Genomic DNA, 22,369 nt, shown 5'->3' with positions numbered 1-22,369 from the left:
GGCTTACGGCTCTCGTGTGAAGCCGTTGGCGACGAGGGTTTGGATTTCTTCGGCCCTCCAGGCGGTGATGCGCGGCCCTAGCTTCACGGGCTGGGGGAAGCGGCCTGACTTCACGCCGGCCCACCAGGTTGACTTGCTAACGGGGATGGGACCAGCCGGGGCGAGGACTGCCGAAAGGCGGAGGAGCCGGTCAGTCGAAGAGGGCGAGTTCAAGGGACACCTCAATGCTCTGATGAGAAGGAGGTGCCTTATTGATCAGGCGCGGATCGCCTTGGACGAACTCGGATTACGGCTATCCGATTTCGGAGAACCGCTGCCGCTCTACAAACCGATTTCGGATTGGTGCTGTCTGAAATCGCACAACGACCGGGGGCGTCGTGAGACAGCTTGGCCTCACCATCGAAAAAGGAGTTGGACTTGACAGAGAACTTTGATTGGACGGCCAACGACGAACTCGTTTCGGTCCGAAAGCAGAATGCGATCGCTGTTTATCTCTCCACGACCGGGACCGTCGTTGTTCGACAGCAGGGGGATGAACCGGGTTCCGATAGGTGCATCCACCTAGCTGCGCACCTTGTGCCGGACCTCATCGACCGGCTGGAAGACGTTTTCTGTTCGGCCGTTTCGGCTGGCTAAGCCTCTTATTGGCCGCCGCCGTCGTAATCCGGAGGCGGCCAATCTAGTTCTTGCATGGCCGTTCTCAGACGACTCAAGACCGTTTCCTGGGTCACCGTAGGAATTTGGTGGCGCTCTAAGTCGGTGACAATATCTCTCGTGGCGGTGTTTCTCGAATTCCTGGGATTGAAGGTATAACCTGCAACTGCCATTCCCAGGACGAGCTTGAGGAGGGACTGCCGCTCCCGGGCATTCGGAGCGGGATCGGCTTCGAGCCTTTGCTTTTGCGCTTCTAGCTCGGCTATTCGAGCGAGAAGAGCTTCTCGGGTCAACGCTGCTTCGGGCGGAGTTTGTACATTGGAATACGACCCCCTGATGCACTCTTTCAGCGCAGGGTTGATCCACACGCCCATATGTTCCGCCCAAGGCAGCAGGTCCGGAGGCGAAATCCTATCTGGAGAACCAGGCAGCAATTCGGTTCCGCAGTGACGCTCGATTAGCGTGCGCGTCCGGTGAACAAACTTTTGAGCCGAAGGTATGTCGACCGGCTCGCTCGGATCACACTGGTGAATCAAGGCAGAGGATTCGAATGCCGTCCAGAACGGCATCTTGCACCAAACTCTGTAAACACCCTCGACGAGGTCGTCCTCTTCTTCTTCGTACCACTCTTGTGACATCTGCTAGGGCGTGCCTTCCATCTTTTTGCACCGGGTCAAGACGCTGGCGGGAAGCCACCCATAGTCGGTGCTACCGTCTTTGCTATGCATCACGAACCACCAGTCCTGATACTTGTCGCGAAACGCAACCTTGTCGCCCTTATCGACTGGCATGTAGCGCGGCTCGGTCGGGCCCTCGGGCCGGTTCGCAAGCTCGGTGTCCTTCGAGACTGTGCACTCGGTGTAGAATGCGCTGGCTGGCCCGGTCAACGCCAAGACAGCGACAGTGGCGACAATATGCTTCATCATTCCTTCTGGTCCTCGATGGTCATCGACGGTGAGCCCTGCAGCGGCTTTGATCCGCTTCTGTTACGTTTCGGTTTTTGGTGCGGCGGTTTAGAATCGCAGAACGTCTGCCAAGCTTCCATGAGCTTGCGCCGTTTCTCTAGGGCATCACCACGTCTGTATGCACGTTCCGCCTTATCTCCGATAATGTGCGCAAGCGCCGCTTCCGCGACCTCTCGCGGGAACGCAGTAGCATCGCCGGCCCAGTCCCGAAACGAACTGCGGAACCCATGGGGTGTTGCGTCCACCTCCATCCGCTCTAGCACCGCTTCCAATGAGGTCTCAGACAGTGGCTTACCTCGCTTACCTCCTTGAAAGACGAACGGAGTCTCCTCGGTCTGGAGCCGTTTCATTTGCTTCAGGATTTGAAGTGCCCGGCTGGTGAGAGGAACACGGTGTTCGCGGCCGCCCTTCATTCGGGAACCCGGGACGACCCAGAGCCGGTCGTCAAGCGAAAGCTCCGGCCAGACGAGGCCGAACACTTCGCCGGAGCGGGCCGCGGTTAGAATTGCAAACTCCAGTGCTCTCGGCGCTACGCCTTCCATCTCCCGTAGCTGCTGCATGAAGGCGGGGACCTCCCGGAACGGGAGCGCCTTGTGGTGCCCTCTCGTTAACATCGGCCGTCTTGGTAGAATGGCATCGAGATGTCCGCGCCACTGTGCAGGGTTCTCTCCAGAACGCATCCCCCGCGCCTTTGCGAAGCTCAGGACGCGCTCAATCCTTCCCCGCAGCCTGGAAGCCGTCTCCGGCTTCGAGCGCCAGAGCGGCTCCAGAATGGTAAGGACGTCGTCGGTCGTTATCTCCGCTACCGGCTTCGACCTGATCTGTTGGCAGTAGGTCGTCAAGGTCATCGTCCACTGCGCTCGGTGCTTCTCGTTTCGCCAGGACGGAGACATGCTTTCGATCAGGGCGTCGGCCGCCTCGCCGAACGTCACTTGTGATGGCTGAGCCTGACGGGCCGCCAGGGGATCGTGTCCTTCAAGCACGAGCTGGCGAGCATTGGCAGCCTTCTCTCGGGCTTTGAGCAACGGCACATCTCGCAGCGGTCCCAAGCCCATCTCGCGGCGTCGGCCGGCTGTCTTCCACATGAACACCCATGACGCCGCACCGCTCGGGCTGATGCTGAGATACAATCCGCCGCCATCCGAATGACGACCCGGTTTTGTGAGAGTTGCGACCTTGCGGGCGCTCAGCTTGTTGACGAGCTTGGCCATCTATCCCCACCTTGTTCCCCACCCAAAGCCCTGGATCTCACAGGATTCGGTCGGACGACAACGGATGGAGAATGTCGTAAAGTGCTTCAAATATAGTGTCTAGCGAAACTGTGCTGGACTAGGTTGGACCTTAGTATGGCGGACACTCTCTCCGCCATATGCACGGTTTGACCGCTTCGTTCGCCGGCTCACGACTTCTTTGATTCGTACGACCGATGGAGGCGGCCCGCGGGCCATGTGGGCTGTCCCCAGGAAGCTCGCGGTCAAGCTCGAGTGGCAAGTCCACCATGACGTCATGACTCGATGGTGCCAGCGAAGTTTTCATTCCGCTGCCACGCGCGCCTGGCACCGACATCGCCGGCCCATGACATTTTGCACGACGAGGACAAGGCCGGCCTTCCCAGGTTGGGCGCTTGCGTGAATGGGTGCAGATAGAGGTCCGGGCAATCTTCCGCGATTCAAGTTTCTCTATCTCCGAAATCCGCGGCGAAGCGTGAAGGGCGGATGAGTGGCTGGCGGATCAGCAACAGTACATTCGCACCTCTAATGAAGGTACGATTCGCAAGGCGGCATTGTCTTGCGAAGCAGCGACGCTGCCAATGCCGTCTTTGCCGCGAGCGGCTGCAATCTCCGCCTCACAAACACCTTTCGCGGGAAATGCCCCGGATCTGATTCTTCTGTATATAGCGGGGCCAGTCGATTGATTCTCGATTGCGTCAGCGCGGTAACTTGATCCGCATTGGCAATGCTGCAGCTGCCGCAACGCGCCAAGGGGGCATCAAAGAGGCATTCATGAGCGCCAGGCTTGGGGCCCCTGGCCAATTCCGTGGCCGCTTGCGCCGATGAGGTGATGTTGCGATCGAGCCAAGTGCGGCCCAAACGATCGCCGCGCCGACATGGGCTCATGCCGTGAGCCCCGACGCAGGGGATGTCCGCGCGTTTTCGGAACGACTGCGGGCGGTGCGCCGGATGCTGGGCGCAGCACCGGGGCGATGGAGTATGCAGACGAAACAGACCGCGGCCGACATGGATGGTCCGCATGGCGGGGGATAGTAGAGATGGAGACGTTGGTACTAACGGGGCGTGGTTTTGCCGGCCGGCCGGCTCGCTTGGCGGTTTTAGCGGGCCTGGCTTGCGCCATGCCGGCCCTGTCCGGCTGTAATGAGAAGAACCGGTATGCTGCGCCGCCGCCGGCAAAGGTGGCGGTGGCAAGCCCGATCCAGCGGCCGGTCACCCTGTACGCCGAGTTCACCGGCAACACTGCGCCGCTCGCTGCAGTCGACGTGGAGGCCCGCGTTCAGGGCTTCCTGACGGCGATCGGCTATCGCGATGGCGAAGCGGTCAGGAAGGACCGCGTGCTGTTCGAGATCGAGAGGGACCAGTACCAGGCGCAATTCGATCTGCAGCAGGCGCAGGTGGAGAGCGCAAAAGCCAAGCAGGTGAATAGCAAGCGGGAGTACGATCGGCAGGTCACGCTGGGTCAGAAGGACGTTTCCACCCAGCGTGCGGTCGACGAGGCGACGATGAACTACGAGATGGCGAACGCCCAGCTCGCCGCCAACGAAGCCAGCCTCAGGCTCGCGCAGACGTCACTCGGCTACACCACGGTGCGCGCGCCCTTCGACGGCGTGGTCACTCGGCACCTTGCCGAGGTCGGCTCGCTGGTCGGCCAGTCCGGTCCGACCAAGCTCGCGACGGTCCTTCAGGTCAATCCGATCCACGTCTATTTCAACATCTCCGAGCAGCAGCAGATCGACATGCGTGATGCCCTTGCCAAGCAGGGCAAGACGCTCAGGGACCTGCGCGAGAAGGCCGAGGAGCGATCGGTCGAGGTGGCGCTCGCCGCGGATGCCGCGTTTCAGTACAAGGGCAAAATCGACTACATCGCCCCGCAACTCGACCCCAATACCGGCACGCTGCAATTGCGAGGGGTGTTCGAGAACAAGGATATCGCGCTGGTGCCCGGCCTGTTCGTGCGTGTTCGCGTTCCGGTCGGCAAGATCGAGAACGCGCTGCTCGTCAATGACACCGCTGTGATGTCGAACCAGGCCGGCAGCTATGTGATGGTGGTCGGCGAGGACAAGGTGGTCGCCCAGCGTCAGGTGACGACCGGTCCGGTGGAAGGCCAGCTTCGTGTCATCACCGGCGGGCTCAAGGCCGACGACAAGGTCGTGATCGGATCGATCCAGCGCGCGGTCGCCGGCAACACGGTCGATCCCGTCGCGGGCACAATGGCCGCCGCCGGCCAAGGCTCGACGCCCGCACCTGCCTCTCCGGTCCCGGCGGCGGGGTCGGGACGAAGCTTGCAATAGGTCACCGGCACACACAAGGCTCTCATGTTCTCGCGCTTCTTCATCGAACGGCCTGTGCTCTCGAACACGCTGGCGTTCCTCATCGTCCTGGTCGGCGCGCTGGCGTTGGCGAGCCTGCCGGTGTCGCAATATCCAAATGTGGTGCCGCCGACCGTATCGGTGACGGCGACCTATCCCGGCGCCAGCGCGCGCACCGTGATGGATACGGTCGCTCTTCCCGTCGAGCAGCAGGTCAATGGCGTCGACCACATGATCTACATGCAGTCGACCAGCGCGAGCGACGGCAGCTATAGTCTTGTCGTCACCTTCGACATCGGCACGGATCCGGACACGGCGCAGGTTCTGGTGCAGAACCGGGTCTCGCTGGCGAGCGCGCAACTGCCCAGCGCGGTCTCCACGCAGGGATTGAATGTCCAGAAGAAGCAGACCTCAATTCTTCAGTTCATCAATCTCTATTCTCCCGAGGGCCGCTACGACAACCTGTTCCTCGCCAACTACGCCACCATCCACCTCCAGAACGAGCTGGCGCGCGTGCCCGGCGTCGGCAACGTCACGGTGCTGGGGTCGGGAGCCTACGCGATGCGCATCTGGCTCGATCCCGGCCGCCTGCAGGCGTTCGGCTTGACCCCGAGCGATGTGACCTCGGCGATCCAGCAGCAGAGCAACGAGGTGACCGCCGGTCTCGTCGGCGCGCCGCCGACGCCGGACACCGTCAACTTCCAATACGTGCTCAATGTCACCGGCCGGTTCTCCGAGGCGGCCGAGTTCGAGAACATCGTGGTCAAGGTGGCGAGCGGCGAGGGCGGCAGGATCGTCCGCATCCGCGACGTCGGCCGGATCGAGCTCGGCGCTGCGTCCTACGGCCAGACCGCGACGCTGAACGGCCGGCCATCGGCGGCGATAGCGGTCTCGCAGCTGTCCGGCGCCAACGCCCTGACGGTTGCCGAGAGCGTCAAGAGCAAGATGGACGAGCTGTCGAAATCGTTCCCGTCCGGGCTCGCCTACAAGGTCTCGTTCGACAGCACCAAGTTCATCACCGCTTCGGTCCGCGAAGTCTACGAGACACTGGTGATCGCCGCCGGCCTTGTGCTGATCGTGATCCTCGCGTTCCTGCAGGATTGGCGGGCGATGCTGGTGCCGGCGACGACGGTGCCGGTAACCATCATCGGCGCGTTCGCCGCGATGTCGCTGCTCGGCTTCACCGTCAATACGACGAGCCTGTTCGCGCTGGTTCTCGCCATTGGCATCGTGGTGGACGACGCCATCGTGATCGTCGAGGGCGTGGCGCGTCATCTGGATGGTGGCATGTCCAGCCGCGAAGCTGCGGTGAAGGCGATGTCCGAGCTGTTCGGCCCCGTGATCGGCATCACCCTGGTGCTGATGGCGGTGTTCCTGCCGGCAGCGACCTTGTCCGGACTGACTGGAAAGATGTATCAGCAGTTCGCGCTCGTGATCGCCGCGACCGCAGTGATCTCCGCGATAAACGCCGTGACGCTGAAGCCGGCGCGTTGTGGCTGCGGCCGTCGGTGCCGCCGCAGGAGCGCAACGTCGCCGCGCGCGCCTTCAACGCCGTCTACGGGCGCGCCGAGATGCTGTACACGGCGCTGATCAGCCGTATCGTCGCCTTGAGCATTCCGGTTGCATTGCTCGGCATCGCCTTGATCGGTGTTGCGTTCTACAGCCTCTCGACGGTGCCGACCGGCTTCCTGCCGGACGAGGATCAGGGCTATTTCGTCGTCAGTCTCAAGCTGCCCGACGCGGCTTCCGCGCACCGGACAGAAACTGCCGTCGCGGACGCGGTAAAGCTCGTGCAGGCGGTCCCCGGCGTCGAGGACGTGATTGCGGTGTCCGGCATCTCGCCGCTCGACAACAACGCGACGCTGTACAACGCCGGCATGCTCTACGTGGTGCTCAAGCCCTGGGACGACCGAAAGACGGGCGATCTCAGCATCGGCAGCATTACGGCCAATGCCCGAGCCGCCCTCGACGGCATGGACAGCGCGACGGCGCTGATCATGCTGCCGCCGCCGATCCAGGGCATCGGCAATGCCAGCGGGTTCACGATGATGGTGCAGATCAAGGACGGCAGCTCCGATTTCGTGGCGTTGCAGAACGCCGTCGACCAGCTCGCCGCCAATGCGTCGACGCAGACCGGACTTGCCCATGTCGCGCCGAACTTCAAGGGGGCGGTCAAGCAGTTCCGTCTGGTGGTGGACCGCACCAAGGCCGAGGCCATCGGCATCACCGTCGGCCAGGTGTTCTCGGCGCTGGAGACCTATATGGGGTCGACCTACGTCAACCAGTTCACCAAGTACAATTACGTGTTCAAGGTCTACGTCCAGGCGGATGCCGCGTTCCGGCTCCAGCCCGACGACATCCTCAAGCTGAAGGTGAAGGGTGCCGATGGCCGGATGGTGCCGTTGGGCACGGTCGCCGCCATCAAGGATGAAGTCGGCCCACCACTGATCACGCTGTACAATCTCTATCCTGCGGCGACCGTCACCGGCAGTCCGGCGACCGGTTTCAGTTCCGGAGAGGCGATATCGCTGATGAGCGAGGTCGCGGCCAAGTCGCTGCCGCCCGGCATGGGTACCGCCTGGACCAGCATGTCCTATCAGGAACAGATCGTCGGCAACCAGATCTATCGCGTCTTCCTCATTGCATTGGTGCTCGTCTATTTCATCCTCGCCGGTCAATATGAGAGCTGGCTGCAGCCGCTCGCGGTGATCCTCGCCGTGCCGCTCGCGCTGCTCGGCACGGTCATCGCGCTCGATGCGACGGGCATGCCGAACAACCTCTACACCCAGATCGGCATCGTCCTGCTGATCGCGCTCGCTGCCAAGAACGCCATCCTGGTGGTCGAATATGCGCGCGAGAAGCGGACCGAGGGCATGGAGGTCGCCGAGGCGGCGATCGAGGCGGCACGGCTGCGCCTGCGCCCGATCCTGATGACCTCGTGCGCCTTCATTTTCGGCATGCTCCCGCTGGTATTCGCCAGCGGGGCCGGCGCCGGCGCCCGCGTTTCGATCGGGCTGGCGGTCGTGAGCGGCATGTTGGCTTCGACCTTCCTCGCCGTGCTCTTCGTGCCGCCGTTCTTCGTGGTGCTCGAACGGCTGAGCGTCGCATTGGCAGCGCGGACGAAGCGGGTGACCACGGCTTCGTGATTTCGGCCGCAACTCAGCCGACTCTGCGGCGGTGGATTCCTGAGATGCCGCCGCGGTGGTTTGTCAGATTGCTCGCCGCAGCGCCGGAGCTGGAAGGTTCGGCTCATTTCAGCGCAGTCCCTTCACCAGCCTCATCACACCAATCTCCACCTTCCATCGCCCGCCCGTTTCAACGCCGGATCGTTCACCCGCACGTGCTCGGCCAGGAAATCGATGAACGCGCGCACGCGCGCGGGCAGCGGCGCGGTGTGGCCGACATAGACGGCGTGGATGTCTTCGCGGTCGCCGGGATTGTAGTTTTGCAGCACCGGAACGAGGCGGCCGGATTCGATGTCGGGGCCGATGTGGAAGAGGGCGAGCCGGGCAAGCCCGACGCCGCCCAGCGCAAGGCGGCGGGCGGCTTCACCGTCGCTGGCGCGCGCGACGGGTGTGGGCACGGCCTCCTCGGTGTGATCCCCGCGCCTGAACGGCCAACCGCGGATGCTGCGCGGAAAAGTCCAGCCGATGCCACGGTGATCGGCGAGATCCGCCGGCGTTTTCGGCGTTCCGCAACGGGCGAGGTAGTCCGGCGCGCCGACCACGACCATGCGGCTGCTGCCGAGCTTTCGCGCGACGAGACGCGAGGCCCGTAGCGGGCCGACGCGGATGGCGACGTCGGCGCGCTCCTGCATCAGGTCGATCAGCGTGTCGGTCAGCACGAGATCGAGCGTGACGTCGGGATGCTGCTCCAGGAAGCGCGGGATCAACGGCACCACATGCAGCATGCCGAAGGGAATGTTGCAATTGACCGTGAGACGGCCGCGCGGCGCCGCGCCTGAGGCGGCCTCGCGCTCGGCCTCCTCCATTTCGGCGAGGATGCGCACGGCCCGCTCGTAGAAGGCCTGGCCCTCCTCGGTCAGCGTCAGCTTGCGCGTGGTGCGGTTGACGAGCCGTGCGCCGAGCCGCGCCTCCAGCCGCGACATCAGCTTGCTGACGCCCGACGGCGTCAGACGCAGCTTTCGCGCGGCCTGGGTGAAGCCGCCGAGATCGACCACGCGGACGAAAACCTCCATTTCGGCGGAGCGGTTGGTGTCGAAACGGGCCATGTTGAATTCACGTCACAAATGATTGGATTGCCGACATTCTAATGGTTTTGCGGCCATGCCGCTATCTGCGGGGCTTCGTCTCATCCATCGGAGCCACGCATGCCTCCCGCCGTCCTCGCGCTCACCGCCGGTGCCTTCGGCATCGGCACCACCGAATTCATCATCATGGGCCTCCTGCTCCAGGTCGCCGCCGACATGCATGTTTCCGTGCCGGTCGCCGGCCTGCTGATATCGGGCTATGCACTCGGTGTGTTCGTCGGCGCGCCGGTGCTGACTCTGGCGACGCGGCGGATGCCACGGAAAACAGTACTGCTCGCGCTGATGGCGATCTTCACGCTGGGCAATGCGGCTTGCGCGCTGGCCCCGAATTACGAACTGCTGATGGCTGCGCGCGTGCTGACCTCGCTCGCTCACGGCACGTTCTTCGGTGTCGGCTCGGTCGTGGCCACCAGCCTCGTCGCCGAGGACAAGCGTGCCTCCGCGATCGCCACCATGTTCATCGGTCTGACGGTCGCCACGCTCCTGGGCGTACCCTTCGGCGCGTGGTTCGGTCTGATGCTCGGCTGGCGTGCCGCGTTCTGGGCCGTGACGGTCATCGGCGTGATCGCGTTCGCGGTGGTGGCCGCGCTCGTGCCTGGCCATGTCGGCAATGGCGACAAGCCGATCTCGCTTGCCGAAGAGGTCGCTGTGCTCGGTCGTCCGCAGGTGCTGCTCGGCCTCGCCATGACCGTGTTCGGCTTCGCCGGCCTGTTCGTCGTCTTCACCTATATCCAGCCGATCCTGACGCGTTTCACCGGCTTCTCGGAGGCTGCCGTCTCGCCGATCCTGCTGGTGTTCGGCGTCGGGCTCGCGATCGGCAACGTCGCCGGCGGCAAGCTTGCGGACCGCGGCCTGGCACGGGCCTTGACCGGCACGCTTGCCGCGCTTGCGATCGTGCTGCTTGGGCTGGCAGCCGTGCTATCGATCAAGATCCTTTCCATCGCGCTGATCCTGCTGCTCGGCATCGCCGCCTTCGCAACCGTCGCCCCGCTCCAGCTTCGCGTATTGGAGGCAGCCGGCCCCGGCGGCCGCACGCTCGCCTCCAGCCTCAACATCGCCGCGTTCAATCTCGGCAACGCGCTCGGCGCCTGGGCCGGCGGCTTCACCATCGACCGCGGGTTCGGCCTTCCCGCGTTGCCGCTGGTCGCTGCCGGCATCACCGCGATCGGCCTCGCGCTGGCGCTGTGGAGCCTTCGGCTCGAGCGCGCGTCGGTCGTCGCCGCGGCGTGCCCGGCGGAATAGCGAAGGAGACCCACAATGGAATACCGCAATCTCGGGGCCTCCGGACTCAGGGTCCCCGTCCTCAGCTTCGGCACCGGCACCTTCGGCGGTCAGGGCCCCCTGTTCTCGGCCTGGGGCCGCAGCAATGCAGACGAAGCGCGCAGGCTGATCGACATCTGCCTCGATGCCGGCGTCAATCTGTTCGACAGCGCCGACGTCTATTCGAACGGCGCGTCCGAGGAGATTCTCGGCGCTGCGATCAGGGGCCGGCGCGACAAGGTGCTAATCTCGACCAAAATGAGCCTGCCGATGGGCGAGGGGCCGCACGATGCGGGCTCGTCGCGGCAGCGGCTCCTGACCTCGGTTGACGCGGCGCTGCGCCGGCTCGGCACTGACCACATCGACTTGCTCCAGCTCCACGCTTTCGACGCCTTCACCCCGATCGAGGAGGTGCTGTCGACGCTCGACATGCTCGTGCGCGCGGGCAAGCTGCGCTATGTCGGCGTCTCCAATTTCGCCGGCTGGCAGTTGATGAAGTCGCTCGCCATTGCGGACCGGCACGGCTGGCCGCGCTATGTCGCGCATCAGGTCTACTACTCGTTGCTCGGCCGCGACTACGAGTGGGAGCTGATGCCGCTCGCGCGCGACCAGGGGGTGGGTGCACTGGTCTGGAGTCCGCTCGGCTGGGGACGGCTCACCGGAAAAATCCGACGCGGCCAGCCGCTGCCGCCGAACAGCCGCCTGCACGCGACCGCACAGTTCGGTCCGCCGGTGCGCGAGGAGACGCTCTACGCCGTCGTCGACGTGCTGGACGCGGTCGCGATGGAGACCGGCCGCACCGTGCCGCAGGTCGCGATCGCCTGGCTGCTGAGGCGCCCCACGATCGACTCCGTCATCATCGGCGCTCGCGACGAAGCGCAGCTGCGCGACAATCTCGGCGCAGCAGGCTGGCCTCTGAGCGCGGATCAGATCAAGCGTCTCGACGAGGCCAGCGCGGTGATGCCGCCCTACCCCTACTATCCCTATCGCGTCCAGCAGGGCTTTGCCCGGCTGAATCCGCCGCCTGTTTAGGCCAGGGGACGCCGGCAATTCGTCGCATCGGTGTACCGTCGCAATGCGCCATGCAGAAACGCCGCTGTACACGCCGCATCGTCGTCCGTAACCTCCGCCGCGCAATTTCAGGAGATGCGACGTGGCGAAGAAAACGGCAACCAAGAAGAAAAGTACTTCCAGGAAAGCGGCAACGAAGACATCGAGCAAGAAGGCCTCAGCCCGAAAGGGCGTCGCTGCGAAAGTGATCAAGCCAGCCAAGAAGGCCGCCGCGCGCAAATCAGCCACCGGGCGCCGGCCCAGAGGACCGGCCTGGCAATGGTCCGCGGTCGATACCGCGGCCGCGATCCGCTCCGGCGCAATCTCCGCGGTCGAAGTCGTGGAAGCGCATCTCGAACGGATGCGCCTCGTCAATCCAGGGCTCAATGCGGTTGTCGTGGATCTCTCGGAAGAAGCGCTCGCGGCGGCGCACGCCGCCGACAAGCAGCGCGCCAAGGGCGGCGAGCTCGGCCTCCTGCACGGTGTGCCCATCACCATCAAGGAGAATGTCGACTATGAAGGCCGGCCCAACTTCAACGGCGTTCCCGCCAACAAGGATCTCATCGCGCCGTCGGATGCGCCTGTTGTCCGCAACCTCAAGAAGGCCGGCGCCATCGTCCTTGGTCTCACCAACACCCCGGAATTCTCCTTCCGCGGCTTCACCGACAATCCCCTGCACGGGCTGACGCTGAATCCCTGGGATCCCGGTATCACCTGCGGCGGCTCCTCGGGCGGTGCGGGTTCGGCGGTCGCGGCAGGCATCGGCACCATCGCCCATGGCAACGACATCGGCGGCTCGCTGCGCTGGCCGGCGCATTGCAACGGCGTCGCCACCATCAAGCCGACGCAGGGCCGCATCCCCGCCTTCAACGGAAGCGCAACGGCGGAGCGGCCGATGCTGGCGCATCTGATGTCGGCGCAGGGGCCGCTCGCCCGCCATGTCGCCGACGTCCGCCTCGCGCTGGAGGCGATGAGCCAGCGCGATCCGCGCGACCCCTGGTGGGTGCCGGCACCGCTGATCGGACCCAAGCCGAAGGGGCCGATCAAGGTCGCGCTGGCGAAGATCCCCGAGGACATGGACGTCGATCCCTCTGTCGCCGCGGCGCTGCGCCAGGCCGCCGACCATCTCGAGCGTTCCGGCTATCGCGTCAGCGAGGTCGCGGTGCCCGACATCAACGGTGTCTGGCAGACCTGGTGCGACATCATCACCAACGAGACCGTGGTGATGCAGGAGGCCGGCATGCTGAAGGTCGCGTCCGAGGATTTCCACAAAGCCTGGGGCGGCATGAAGGCCAAGGCCAACGTGCTCGATCTCAAAGCCTGGATGCAGGCGACTGCCGCGCGCAACGGCCACATCCGCGCCTGGCAGTTGTTCTTCGAGGAGTATCCGGTCGTGCTGGCGCCGACCACGGTGAAGCCGACGCCGGGCCCGCGTGACGACACCGTCAGTTCCGAGCGCGTGCGCGAGATCTTCTGGGGCGAGATCCGCTTCATCTCCGCCATCAACGTGCTGGGCCTGCCCGGCGCGGTGGTGCCGGTGGCGCTCCACGACGGCAAGCCGATCGGCGTGCAGCTGATTGCCGGGCGCTATCGCGAGGATCTCGCGCTCGATGCCGCGGCCGCGATCGAGAAGCGCGTCGGCGTGCTCTCCCACCGCCTCTGGGAGAGCATGGCTCAAGCCTAAGCAAGCACCGCCACGTTGACGATGCACCCCTCTCCCCGCGTGGCCGAGGGGTGCTCGCCGCGCAGCGGCGAGACGGATGACGCCGAGCAAGATATGGCGTGATCGGTTAATCGAATTTAACCTGGATTTCGGCCAATTCGCCAGCAAGCGTTAGGGTTACTTCCTCGATCTCTAGGCGAATTATTGTCCGCTTTACCACCCGCCTCTAACACGAGGACGGCGGACAACGCACATGCCTCATACAGGCCAATAAGTGCGGCCCGCTCCACGCGGAGGTGGCACGATGCGCAACGAGACGATCGCTATTCACGCCGGCTACGAGCCCGAGGCTACAACGCATGCGGTGGCCGTGCCGATCTACCAGACTGCGGCCTATGCCTTCGACAGCGCCGATCATGGCGCCGCCCTGTTCAATCTCGAGACCGAAGGTTTTCGCTACAGCCGCATCGCCAATCCGACCAGTGCGGTGCTGGAGAAGCGTATCGCCCAACTTGAAGGCGGCGTCGGCGCGCTTGCAGTCGCGACCGGGCAGGCAGCGCTGCATTTCGCCTTCGTCAACGTCGCCGATCACGGCGGCAACATCGTTTCCGTGCCGCAGCTTTACGGCACCACGCACACGCTGCTCTCCCACATCCTGCCGCGCCAAGGCATTACCGGCCGTTTCGCCGAGAGCGACAGGCCTGAGGCGATCGAGAAGCTGATCGATGAGAACACCCGGGCCGTCTTTGCCGAGACCATCGGCAACCCCGCCGGCAATGTCTGCGACATCGAGGCGCTGGCGAAGATCGCGCATGCGCATGGTGTGCCGCTGATCGTCGACAACACCGTCGCAACCCCGATCCTGCTCAAGCCCTTCGACTACGGTGCCGACATCGCCGTGCATTCGCTGACCAAGTTCCTTGGCGGTCACGGCACCACGCTCGGCGGCGCCATTGTCGATTCCGGAAATTTCCCCTGGGCCAAACATGCCGAGCGTTTCCCGGCCTACAACAAGCCGGATGCCTCCTATCACGGTCTCGTCTACGCCGTGCGGTTCGGCCGCACCGCCTATATCGAGCGCGCGCGCAGCGTCTATCAGCGCACCATGGGTTCGGTGCTGTCGCCGTTCAACGCCTTCCTGCTGCTCCAGGGCATCGAGACCGTCGCGCTGCGCATGGAGCGCCATGTCGAGAATGCGCGCAAGGTCGCCGAATTCCTCCGCGGCGATCCGCGCGTGGCATGGGTCAATTACACCGGTTTTCCGGACAGCCCCCATTATCCGCTGGTGCAGAAGTACCTGAATGGCAACGCCTCCTCGCTGTTCACCTTCGGCATCAAGGGCGGAATGGAGGCCGGCAAGACGTTTTATGATGCGCTGAAGCTGATCACGCGGCTCGTCAATATCGGCGATGCCAAGTCGCTGGCCTGCCATCCGGCCTCGACGACCCATCGGCAGATGTCGGCGGAGCAGCAACGCGTTGCCGGCGTGCTGCCGGAGACCATCCGTCTGTCGATCGGCATCGAGCATGCTTCAGACATCATCGAGGACATCGACCAGGCGCTGGAAAAGGCCTGCCCGTCGGCGCGGCTCGAGGCCGCGGAGTAGGCGGCGTCGCCCATGACGATCCTGATCGACAGGGATCAAGTCATATCGAGTCCGGCCCTGGTGCCGGGCGAGGGCGATCTCGTACGCGACCATGCAGGCGCCGACCTCACGATCGGACTGATCAACAACATGCCGGATCCTGCGCTGAAGGCGACCGAGCGGCAGTTCATGAAGCTGCTCCAGGCCGCCGCGGGCCCGCACCGCATCCGCTTCCACCGCTTTTCGCTTCCCAGCGTGAAGCGATCGCCCGAAGCGAAGTGGCATGTCGACAGCGAGTATTCCGACCTTTCCGATCTCGAGCGCGGCAAGTTCGACGGACTGATCGTGACCGGCGCGGAGCCGATCGCGCCCGAGCTCGACCAGGAGCCATACTGGCGGGACCTCACGAACCTCATCGACTGGGCCAAGGCCAACACGCGCTCGACGATCTGGTCGTGCCTTGCCGCGCATGCCGCGGTGCTGCATCTCGACGGTATCGAACGGCGGCGGCTGCCGGCCAAATGTCACGGCATTTTCGATTGCGACGTCGTGACGCGCGATTCGTTGACCCGTGCTGCGCCTGCGCCGCTCAAGGTCTCGCATTCGCGCCTGAACGAGATCGCCGAGAGCGACATCGTGCAGGCCGGTTACCAGGTGCTGACACGCTCGGCCCAAGCCGGCGTCGACGTCTTCGTCCGCCAATATGCCAGCCGCTTCGTGTTCTTTCAGGGCCACCCGGAATATGACGCGCTGTCGCTCCAGCGAGAGTATCTGCGCGACATCGGCCGCTATCTCGTGCGGGAGCGCGAGAATTATCCGCGCCTGCCGGTGAGCTATTTTGACGCAGTGACGGAAGAGAAACTGGCTCGCTTCGAGAAGAAGGCGGCGCATCAGCGCCATCCGGCACTCGCCAACGAGCTGCCTGGGCTGAACCTGCGCGCCGATATCGGCGCTGGCAACGCGGCGGCGATGCTATTCCGCAACTGGTTGCGCTATCTCGGCGCGGGCGCCGACGCGTCGGTCGCGGCGCGCTAGCCGAAGCGGTCTTGGTCTCACGTTAGGATTACCCAGGCGTTAGGCTTGCCTCAACCTGCACGAATGTTTCAGTAGAGAAATAGGGAATCACGGGAAGCGCAGCGTGTGGTCGGCACTCCAGGGACGCGTGAACAATCGGCTGGCCCGGCATTTCCACGCCGCGCCGCACCGATTGCCCGCGCATGCGCCGATGGTGAGCTTCACCTTCGACGATGCCCCCGATAGCGCCGCAGGCGAGGGTGCCGAGCTTCTGGAGCAGCATGGCGGTCGGGGGACGTTCTATCTCGCCGGCAGCTTGATCGATCAGCCGTCGGACCATTGGCACGGTCTGTCGAACGATGCGATCGTGCGCCTTCACAGGGCGGGTCACGAGATTGCCTGCCACACCTTCTCGCACCGGAGTTCGGCCACTCTCGATGAGGCCGCGATGGCTCGCGAGATCGAGCGGAACCGCAGTCATTTCCGCGATATCGATTCCTCGATCACGCTGGAGAACTTCGCCTACCCCTATGGGATCGCCTCGGTCTGGCGCAAGCCGCAACTCGCAAAAGCCTTCCGTTCCGCGCGCGGCATTCTTCCCGGCGTCAACAGTGACGTCATCGATCTCCAGTTCCTGCGCGCCTCGCCGCTTGTGGATTGCGAGATCGATGCGGCAGGCGTCGATCGCTATTTCGACGAGGCGGTCGCAAGCGGCGGCTGGCTGATCTTCTACGGCCACGACGTCGCCGATGCGCCAAGCCCCTATGGCTGCACGCCGCACCTGATGCGTCATGCGCTGGAGGCCGCTGGCAAGCGCAACATGCCGATCGTGCCCGTTGCAGAGGCGCTGCGACGGATCGGGGCGTAGCTTCTTCTTCACCTCTCCCGGCTTGCGGAGAGAGGTCGGATCCTTGCGGGGACTCCTCCTCACATCGACCCTCTCCCCGCTCGCGCAGGGCTATCGCATATGGTGTGCACGATGTGGCGGCATCGGCACTGGGCTCCCTCTCCCGCTTGCGGGGGAGGGCTGGGGTGGGGGTGTCTCCGCGTCGGGATTGTTGAGGGTTGAGGAGAATGTCCCTGCGCGGCGAGAGCCCTCACCCGCCGCGCTCTGCGAGCGCGTCCGCCTCTCCCGCAAGCGGGAGAGGCGGAGCAAGCCCGCAGACAGTTCTCGTGAAATCCATATGCGATTCCCCCCGCCCCGCAAGCGGGGAGAGGGAGAAGATGGCCTTGCCACGCCCGCGCTGCCATGCGACTGGCGTTGTGACGAATCTCACGGCATTGTTCCCGACACGCCCATGTCCGCTCCCTCCACCGCTCCGCTCTCTGCGCCGGCCAACGGCCGCGACGCGCTGTCGGTGTTGCATTCGGTGTTCGGCCTGCCGGGTTTTCGCGGCGCGCAGGGCGAGATCATCCGGCATGTCACCGACGGCGGCAATTGCCTCGTGCTGATGCCGACCGGCGGCGGCAAGTCACTGTGCTATCAGCTTCCATCCTTGCTGCGCGAAGGCTGCGGCATCGTGGTGTCGCCGTTGATCGCGCTGATGCGCGACCAGGTTGCCGGGCTGATCGAGGCCGGCGTCAATGCCGCCGCGCTGAACTCGTCGTTGACGCCGCAGGAGGCGTCCGACATCGAGCGACGCCTTCTCGCGGGCGATCTCGACCTGCTCTATGTCGCGCCGGAACGCCTGGTCACGCCGCGCTGCCTGTCGCTGCTGGCGCAGGCGAAGGTGGCGCTGTTTGCGATCGACGAGGCGCATTGCGTCTCGCAATGGGGCCATGACTTCCGTCCCGAATATGTCGGCCTCTCCATCATCGCCGAGCGGTTTCCCGACGTGCCGCGCATCGCGCTGACCGCGACTGCCGACGAGATGACGCGCAAGGAGATCGTCGATCGACTCCAGCTCACGGGGGCGCCGCAATTCGTCTCGAGCTTCGACCGGCCCAACATCCGCTACGAGATCGTCGACAAGCGCAACGCGGTGTCGCAGCTGAAGGAACTCATCCGCGAGCGGCACATGGGCGATGCCGGCGTGGTCTATTGCCTGTCGCGCAACCGGGTCGAGGAGGTCGCCGCCGCGCTTCAAGACGCCGGCATTGCGGCGCTGCCCTACCACGCCGGGCTCGACGGCAGCGTGCGCTCGCGCAACCAGGACCGCTTTCTCAACGAGGACGGCATCGTCATCGTCGCGACCGTGGCGTTCGGCATGGGCATCGACAAGCCCGACGTGCGCTTCGTCGCCCATCTCGACCTGCCCAAGAGCATCGAGGCCTACTACCAGGAGACGGGGCGCGCCGGCCGTGACGGCAAACCGTCGACGGCCTGGATGGCCTATGGCCTCTCGGACATCGTGCAGCAGCGCCGCATGATCGACGAGTCCAACGCTTCCGACGAATTCAAGCGGGTCTCGATCGGCAAGCTCGATGCGCTGGTCGGCCTTGCCGAGACGCCGCACTGCCGGCGCCGGCGTCTGCTCGCCTATTTCGGCGAGATCGTGATGGGCGAGAGCTGCGGCAATTGCGACAATTGCCTGACGCCGCCCAAGATGCGCGACGGCAAGGTGCTGGCGCAGAAGCTGCTGTCCTGCGTCTATCGCACCGGCCAGCGCTTTGGCGCGATGCATTTGATCGACGTGCTGGTGGGGCGCCTGACCGAGAAGGTGACGCAGTTCGGCCACGACAAGCTGTCGGTGTTCGGCATCGGCCGCGAGCTCAACGAGAACCAATGGCGCACGGTGCTGCGGCAACTGATGGCCATGGGACATCTGCGAAGCGACAGCGAAGCGTTTGGCGCGCTGAAGCTGACGGAGTCATCGCGTGGTGTGCTGCGCGGCGAAACGGACGTGTGGCTGCGCGAGGAGGCGCCGGGCACCCGGATCCGTTCGAGTCGGGCCAAATCCCGCCGCGGCGATCTTGCGCCCGCGGCCAGCGCGCCGCAGGGCGATGTCGATCCCGAGCTGCGCGCGCGCCTGCGCGCCTGGCGTTCAGACGTCGCGCGCGAACGTGGCGTGCCGGCCTACGTGGTGCTGCACGACGCAACGATCGACGGCATCGTCCGGGCATGGCCGACGACGCTGGACGAACTCCGCAACGTGCCGGGGATCGGCGACAAGAAGCTCGAGCATTACGGCGACGAGCTGCTGCAGATCGTCAGGACGCGGTAGCAAGCCAAAAACTCCGCCGTCATCCCGGACAAGCGTAGCGCAGATCCGGGATCCATAACCACAGGCCGGTGTGGGACGGCAGGCTGGCAAGTACGAGCCTTCGTAAAACTATTGCTGCGGCGTATGGGTCCCGGATCAGCGCTTCGCTTCGCTGCGCTTGTCCGGGACGACAGCTGTGTACAAGGCGAGGGCTATGCCCTCACTCACCCATTCCTGAACGCATACGCATATCCGTTCAGCGCGGGCGCGCCACCGAGATGGGCGTAGAGGATCTTCGCGCCCTTCTCGAAATAGCCCTTCTTCGCGAGGTCGATCAGGCCCTGCATCGACTTACCCTCGTAGACGGGGTCGGTGATCATGCCTTCGAGCCGCGCGGTCAGGCGGATCGCCTCCTTGGTCTCTTCCGACGGCACGCCATAGGCGGGATAAGCGTAGTCCTCGATCAGCACGACGTCGTCGGCGACGAGGTCCTTGCCGAGCTCGACGAGCTTTGCGGTGTTCTGCGCGATCTCGAGCACCTGCGTCTTGGTCTGCGCCGGCGTAAAGGACGCGTCGATGCCGATCACCTTGCGGGCGCGGCCGTCGGCGGCGAAGCCGACCAGCATGCCGGCATGGGTGGAGCCGGTGACCGTGCAGACGATGATGTAGTCGAACTTGAAGCCGAGCTCGGCTTCCTGCTTGCGCACCTCTTCCGCGAAGCCGACATAGCCGAGGCCGCCAAACTTATGCACGGAGGCGCCGGCGGGAATCGCGTAAGGCTTGCCGCCCGCCGCCTTCACCTCCTCGATCGCCTGTTCCCAGCTCTTGCGAATGCCGATGTCGAAGCCGTCGTCGACCAGGCGCACGTCGGCGCCCATGATGCGCGAGAGCATGATGTTGCCGACCCGGTCATAGACCGCGTCCTCGTGCGGCACCCAGGCCTCCTGCACGAGGCGGCACTTCATGCCGATCTTGGCCGCGACCGCGGCGATCATGCGGGTGTGGTTGGACTGCACGCCGCCGATCGAGACCAGCGTGTCGGCGTTGGAGGCGATCGCATCGGGAATGATGTATTCGAGCTTGCGCAGCTTGTTGCCGCCATAGGCGAGGCCGGAATTGCAGTCCTCGCGCTTGGCATAGATCTCGACATTGCCGCCGAGGTGTTTTGACAGTCGCTCCAGCTTCTCGATCGGCGTCGGGCCGAAGGTCAGCGGGTAGCGCGCGAATTTTTCCAGCATCATTGGTTATCCCGATTTGGCGGTGGCGTCTGGGGACGGAGCTAGCACCGCCCCGGAAAAATGTGCTCTCGAATATTGGGTCAACATTGCTTGTCTCTTGCAGAGATTGGCCAGATGAGCCAGATTTCTTCCAAACAATTCGTCATAAGTGAAAGCTTCTTCCGTGGACTCTCGACTTGACCGCATCGACCTTAAGATACTGAGATTGCTGCAAAATAACGGACGGCTCAGCAATGCCGAGCTGGCCGAGACGGTCGCGATCAGCCCCGCCACCTGCCATCGCCGCACCCAGCGCCTGTTCGAGGATGGCTTCATTGCCACCGTGCGCGCCATGGTCGCGCCGAAGAAGCTGGCGAAGGGCACGCTGGTGATGGTCGGCGTCGTGCTCGACCGCTCGACGCCTGAGAGTTTTGCCACCTTCGAAAAGGCCATCGCGAAGTTGAAATTCGTGCTCGACTGCCACCTGGTCGCCGGCGACTTCGACTACTTCCTCAAGATCCGCGTCGGCGACATGGAGGATTTCAACCGCATCCATGGCGAGCAGCTCATCGCGCTGCCCGGCGTGCGCCAGACCCGAACCTTCTTCGTGATGAAGGAAGTCGTCGACAACGCGCCGCTGGAGTTTTGAGCAGAAGCGTTCTTCCAGCGAAGTGGAAACCGGTTCGCGCCATAAAGCGCGTCAAAACAAAATCAAGCGCACTTGATGCGCGATCCGCATCATGAGAGATTCATACCATGCAGACATTCCCCCTCCGCCAGTCCAATCGGGCCGGGCCGGCCTATCGACGCGGCTGGGTCGACGAGGCCGTCGCCGCGATCGAGGCCGACCAGTGCCGCACCGCCGACACGCATCTGATCCGGTTGATCGTGCCGGCGCTCTCCGGCATCGACATCTATCTCAAGGATGAGTCCACGCATCCGACCGGCAGCCTGAAGCATCGCCTCGCGCGCTCGCTGTTCCTCTATGCGCTCTGCAACGGCCACATCGGCGAAGGCACCCCCGTCGTCGAGGCATCGTCGGGATCGACGGCGGTTTCGGAAGCCTATTTCGCGCAGATGATCGGCGTGCCCTTCTACGCCGTGATGCCGCGGACGACCTCGGCGGAGAAAATTGCCGCGATCGAGCATTATGGCGGCAACTGCCATTTGATCGACGACGGTCGCGCACTCTATGCGGACGCCGCGGCGCTCGCCGCCCGTCTGAACGGCCACTACATGGATCAGTTCACCTTCGCCGAGCGCGCCACCGACTGGCGTGGCAACAACAACATCGCCGAGTCCATCTTCACGCAATTGCAGGGCGAGCCGCGCCCGCTGCCGGACTGGATCGTGATGGGTGCCGGCACCGGCGGCACCTCGGCCACCATCGGGCGCTATCTGCGCTATCGGCAGTATCCGACGCGGCTATGCGTCGCCGATGTCGAACATTCCGCGTTCTTCGACTGCTTCCGCTCGCAGGACCGCTCCCATGTCTGCGACCGCCCCTCGCTGATCGAGGGCGTCGGCCGGCCGCGCTGCGAGCCGTCCTTCGTGCCGGGTGTGGTCGATCGCATGATGAAAATCCCGGATGCGGCGACGATCGCGGCGATGAACGTGCTGTCGCGCCGGCTGCGCCGCGCGGTCGGCGGCTCCACCGGCACCAACTTCCTGGCGTTGTGCCGGCTCGCCTCGGAAATGCGCCAAGCGAACGTGACGGGCTCGCTCGTGACGCTGATCTGCGATTCCGGCGAGCGCTATCGGCAGACCTGTTACGAGCCCGCATGGCTGAAAGCGCGCGGCCTCGATCCGGCGCCGTACGAGGCGGCCTTGTCGTCGTTCCTCGCGACAGGCGAGCCGTTGAGGCTCGATGTCGATGACGTCTTCAATCCGCAGGGCGTGCGAAGCCCCGCCGCGTCATAGCAGCGTCTTCCCGCCGTTTTTCAAATTGGCACGGTCGTCACGGCAACTTCACTTGCCCTGCGCACGCATGCAGGTGACGGTTGTGGT

General features: G+C 64.4%; 16 protein-coding genes and 1 pseudogene. 11 read left to right on the top strand and 6 right to left on the bottom strand.

Annotated features, from left to right (window positions below; all coding sequences use genetic code 11):
- Positions 1–3 precede the first annotated feature (3 nt).
- From ABIA42_RS31595 to ABIA42_RS31580, 4 genes are all read right to left on the bottom strand, one after another.
- Positions 4–213, bottom strand: coding sequence for an AlpA family transcriptional regulator (locus ABIA42_RS31595; protein WP_211982954.1), 210 nt, complete (start codon positions 211–213; stop codon positions 4–6).
- Between the two features lie 428 nt (positions 214–641).
- Positions 642–1,292 carry a hypothetical protein gene (locus ABIA42_RS31590; RefSeq protein WP_370117796.1) on the bottom strand — a complete coding sequence of 217 codons (651 nt, stop codon included), beginning with the start codon at positions 1,290–1,292 and terminating at the stop codon, positions 642–644.
- Positions 1,293–1,295: 3 nt separating this feature from the next.
- Positions 1,296–1,580 carry a hypothetical protein gene (locus ABIA42_RS31585; protein WP_370117799.1) on the bottom strand — a complete coding sequence of 95 codons (285 nt, stop codon included), beginning with the start codon at positions 1,578–1,580 and terminating at the stop codon, positions 1,296–1,298.
- Positions 1,577–2,830 carry a tyrosine-type recombinase/integrase gene (locus tag ABIA42_RS31580; protein WP_370117802.1) on the bottom strand — a complete coding sequence of 418 codons (1,254 nt, stop codon included), beginning with the start codon at positions 2,828–2,830 and terminating at the stop codon, positions 1,577–1,579. Before ABIA42_RS31580 ends, ABIA42_RS31585 begins: the two co-directional genes overlap by 4 nt.
- Before the next feature lie 1,139 nt (positions 2,831–3,969).
- On the opposite strand from ABIA42_RS31580, the gene ABIA42_RS31575 reads away from it, so the two are divergent.
- Positions 3,970–5,142, top strand: coding sequence for an efflux RND transporter periplasmic adaptor subunit (locus ABIA42_RS31575; protein ID WP_271531190.1), 1,173 nt, complete (start codon positions 3,970–3,972; stop codon positions 5,140–5,142).
- Positions 5,143–5,166: 24 nt separating this feature from the next.
- A pseudogene (locus ABIA42_RS31570) lies at positions 5,167–8,306 on the top strand (efflux RND transporter permease subunit).
- Positions 8,307–8,440: 134 nt separating this feature from the next.
- On the opposite strand, the gene ABIA42_RS31565 reads toward ABIA42_RS31570, so the two are convergent.
- On the bottom strand, positions 8,441–9,391 hold the full coding sequence (locus ABIA42_RS31565; protein WP_370117805.1) for a LysR family transcriptional regulator: 951 nt from the start codon (positions 9,389–9,391) through the stop codon (positions 8,441–8,443).
- Positions 9,392–9,490: 99 nt separating this feature from the next.
- Between ABIA42_RS31565 and ABIA42_RS31560 the strand changes: the two genes are divergently transcribed.
- The 7 genes from ABIA42_RS31560 (at position 9,491) to recQ (ending at position 19,166) form a co-directional block, all read left to right on the top strand.
- A complete protein-coding gene (locus ABIA42_RS31560; protein ID WP_370117808.1) occupies positions 9,491–10,672 on the top strand; it encodes an MFS transporter in 1,182 nt (393 codons plus the stop codon).
- A 15-nt stretch (positions 10,673–10,687) separates the two neighbouring features.
- Complete coding sequence (locus ABIA42_RS31555) at positions 10,688–11,722, top strand: aldo/keto reductase (RefSeq protein WP_370117811.1); 1,035 nt, start codon at positions 10,688–10,690, stop codon at positions 11,720–11,722.
- A 121-nt stretch (positions 11,723–11,843) separates the two neighbouring features.
- Positions 11,844–13,424: an amidase family protein gene (locus ABIA42_RS31550; protein WP_370117814.1), complete on the top strand. Its 1,581-nt coding sequence runs from the start codon at positions 11,844–11,846 to the stop codon at positions 13,422–13,424.
- Positions 13,425–13,707: 283 nt separating this feature from the next.
- The gene (locus ABIA42_RS31545) at positions 13,708–15,009 is read left to right on the top strand and encodes an O-acetylhomoserine aminocarboxypropyltransferase/cysteine synthase family protein (protein WP_370117817.1); all 1,302 of its coding nucleotides are present in this window, start codon (positions 13,708–13,710) and stop codon (positions 15,007–15,009) included.
- A 12-nt stretch (positions 15,010–15,021) separates the two neighbouring features.
- Positions 15,022–16,023, top strand: coding sequence for a homoserine O-succinyltransferase (locus ABIA42_RS31540; protein ID WP_370117820.1), 1,002 nt, complete (start codon positions 15,022–15,024; stop codon positions 16,021–16,023).
- Between the two features lie 103 nt (positions 16,024–16,126).
- Positions 16,127–16,870 (top strand): polysaccharide deacetylase family protein, encoded by a 744-nt coding sequence (locus ABIA42_RS31535; RefSeq protein WP_370117823.1) that lies wholly within the window; start codon positions 16,127–16,129, stop codon positions 16,868–16,870.
- Positions 16,871–17,300: 430 nt separating this feature from the next.
- The gene (gene recQ, locus ABIA42_RS31530) at positions 17,301–19,166 is read left to right on the top strand and encodes a DNA helicase RecQ (protein WP_370117826.1); all 1,866 of its coding nucleotides are present in this window, start codon (positions 17,301–17,303) and stop codon (positions 19,164–19,166) included.
- 203 nt (positions 19,167–19,369) lie between these two features.
- Here recQ and ABIA42_RS31525 read toward each other — a convergent pair whose 3' ends face one another.
- Positions 19,370–20,383 carry a 1-aminocyclopropane-1-carboxylate deaminase gene (locus ABIA42_RS31525; RefSeq protein WP_271532230.1) on the bottom strand — a complete coding sequence of 338 codons (1,014 nt, stop codon included), beginning with the start codon at positions 20,381–20,383 and terminating at the stop codon, positions 19,370–19,372.
- 163 nt (positions 20,384–20,546) lie between these two features.
- On the opposite strand from ABIA42_RS31525, the gene ABIA42_RS31520 reads away from it, so the two are divergent.
- The gene (locus ABIA42_RS31520; protein ID WP_370117829.1) at positions 20,547–21,011 is read left to right on the top strand and encodes an Lrp/AsnC family transcriptional regulator; all 465 of its coding nucleotides are present in this window, start codon (positions 20,547–20,549) and stop codon (positions 21,009–21,011) included.
- Positions 21,012–21,118: 107 nt separating this feature from the next.
- Positions 21,119–22,282 (top strand): PLP-dependent cysteine synthase family protein, encoded by a 1,164-nt coding sequence (locus tag ABIA42_RS31515; protein WP_271531201.1) that lies wholly within the window; start codon positions 21,119–21,121, stop codon positions 22,280–22,282.
- The last annotated feature ends 87 nt before the right edge of the window (positions 22,283–22,369 follow it).

It is taken from the genome of Bradyrhizobium sp. USDA 327 (assembly GCF_041262065.1).
Taxonomy (GTDB): domain Bacteria; phylum Pseudomonadota; class Alphaproteobacteria; order Rhizobiales; family Xanthobacteraceae; genus Bradyrhizobium; species Bradyrhizobium liaoningense.
Note: the sequence above shows the minus strand (reverse complement) of the source record. Positions and strands in the feature narration are given on the sequence as shown.